General features: G+C 53.4%; 1 protein-coding gene and 1 pseudogene. Both read right to left on the reverse strand.

The genetic code is table 11. The features are described from left to right. Nucleotides 1–240: 240 nt before the first annotated feature. Complete coding sequence (locus ACQY8X_RS20855) at nt 241–1,230, reverse strand: TRAP transporter substrate-binding protein (RefSeq protein WP_428037053.1); 990 nt, start codon at nt 1,228–1,230, stop codon at nt 241–243. 337 nt (nt 1,231–1,567) lie between these two features. Further along, nucleotides 1,568–1,750 (reverse strand): annotated as a pseudogene (locus tag ACQY8X_RS20860) (catechol 2,3-dioxygenase); the annotation flags it as partial.

Below are 1,750 nucleotides of genomic sequence, written 5' to 3' on the forward strand. Positions count from 1 at the left end.
TATGACACTGACAACTTCGATTTCAAACGGAATTATGCCGAGGACGCGTTCTTTATTGTCGGATAGAACACTGACCGACACACTCTTTTTCACAGATGCGCAAACAGCATCGCGCCCGCCAGTGAGGCCGCAACCACGACCTCGGCGCGGGCAATAAAGTTCGAAACAGATTTCAGCATGTTCTTCTCCGGTCATGCCGGCACAATTTGCGCCGGTGTCATGTTTAGCATGGCGCTGAGATCAGTTGCCCTTGATCTCAGTAACGGCCTTGCGGAGATTCACCAGGGAAGGAGCCTTTTTCGACCAGATACCCTCCCAGCTTTCAATAGCATCTGCAAACTGACCACGATCAGCTTCACTGATGTTGATATTCAGCTGGCGTAGCTGCTGTTCCTGATCTTTCTCCTGTGCCTGGAAGCGGCTGATGACATCGTCGAGCTGGGCTTTCATGGTGGTTTGAATCAGGCTCTTATCTGCATCGCTGAGTTGCTTCCAGACACGTCCGGAAACCACACCAACCATCGGAAACATCATATGGTTGGAGATCAGCAGATTGTCAGCCCGTTCGTAGAATTTCAGCACCAGAATGGAATCGAAATCCATGTCGATGGCATCGACCTGGCCGTTAGCAAGGGCATCATAAACACCGGGCAAGGGGAGAGGGGTCGGCGCAGCGCCCAAAGCGGTGTAGAAATCCCGGATCGGCTCGAACGGTGTAATACGCAGTTTCTTGCCGGCGATATCCGCTGGCCCCTGCACCGCTTCGCGGCTCAATACCTGGCGCATGCCCGCCATGCCATAGCCAACGCCGACCACACCCACGCCACCAGGCAGCTTATTAAGCAAATCGGTGGCGGCGTCGGAGCGAAGTAAGGCGGCTGCCTGATCAATATCCTCAACCAGATAGGGGGCGTAAAGAGCGCCAAAATCCGGCACCCGGTTGGATATTTCGGCAATGGTCAGGAACGCCATATCCAGTGCTCCGGTCTGAAGCTGCTGTACCATCTGAGCCTCATTACCCAATTGCCGGGCAGGGAAGACAGAGACCGTGTGCTCACCACCCGATTTCTTATTTAGCTCCTCGGCGAAGTTGTTTGCCGCCTGAGTCCAGATATGCGGCGGGGGAGTGATCAACCCGAGCCGGAAATCACGGGCATCGACAGCCATAGAAGCAGCCACCAGCGCTGCAGTTGTGGTGGCAGACAGCAATAGACGCTTGAATCGAGTCATTGTTAACTCCTTTGTTATTCTTCGTTTTTTATTTCAGCGGCCCAGGGCTTAAAGGCGCCGCCAAAGGCCCCGTCGTTGTAGGTTTCCGGGGCCACCAGTCACTATAAGACCAGAGATTCAGGTAGTGGCACTATCCCGATAATCCACAATATCTATCCTGTTTTTTACCGTTTCTTCGAAAGATGGGAAGAGTGGCAGCTGGGCATAGAAAAGGGTCGCTTTGCTGTTGATTCGCTGACCCTTATTGCTTTGAGGTACTGCTCTCTGTCGGATAATTCGCGATTCAGTCGGCGCATCCAGAGATGCGGACTGATGTATCGTTATCCGCTCAGCGCAATCAGGTCAGAACACTGAGGAAACGTTCGTTAAGCACCCGGTCATGGTAGAAGATCGCCTTGCCCAGATCCTCGGCTTTCCAGGTCACCGGTTCATGATCGGGGTAGTGATAATCGCCACCGCAGAACACTTCGTTACGGTTGCCTGATGGGTCGAAGAAGTAGATGGTCTGACCATGAGTCAG

The sequence above is a fragment of the Amphritea sp. genome, assembly GCF_050300915.1.
Taxonomy (GTDB): Bacteria; Pseudomonadota; Gammaproteobacteria; order Pseudomonadales; family Balneatricaceae; genus Amphritea.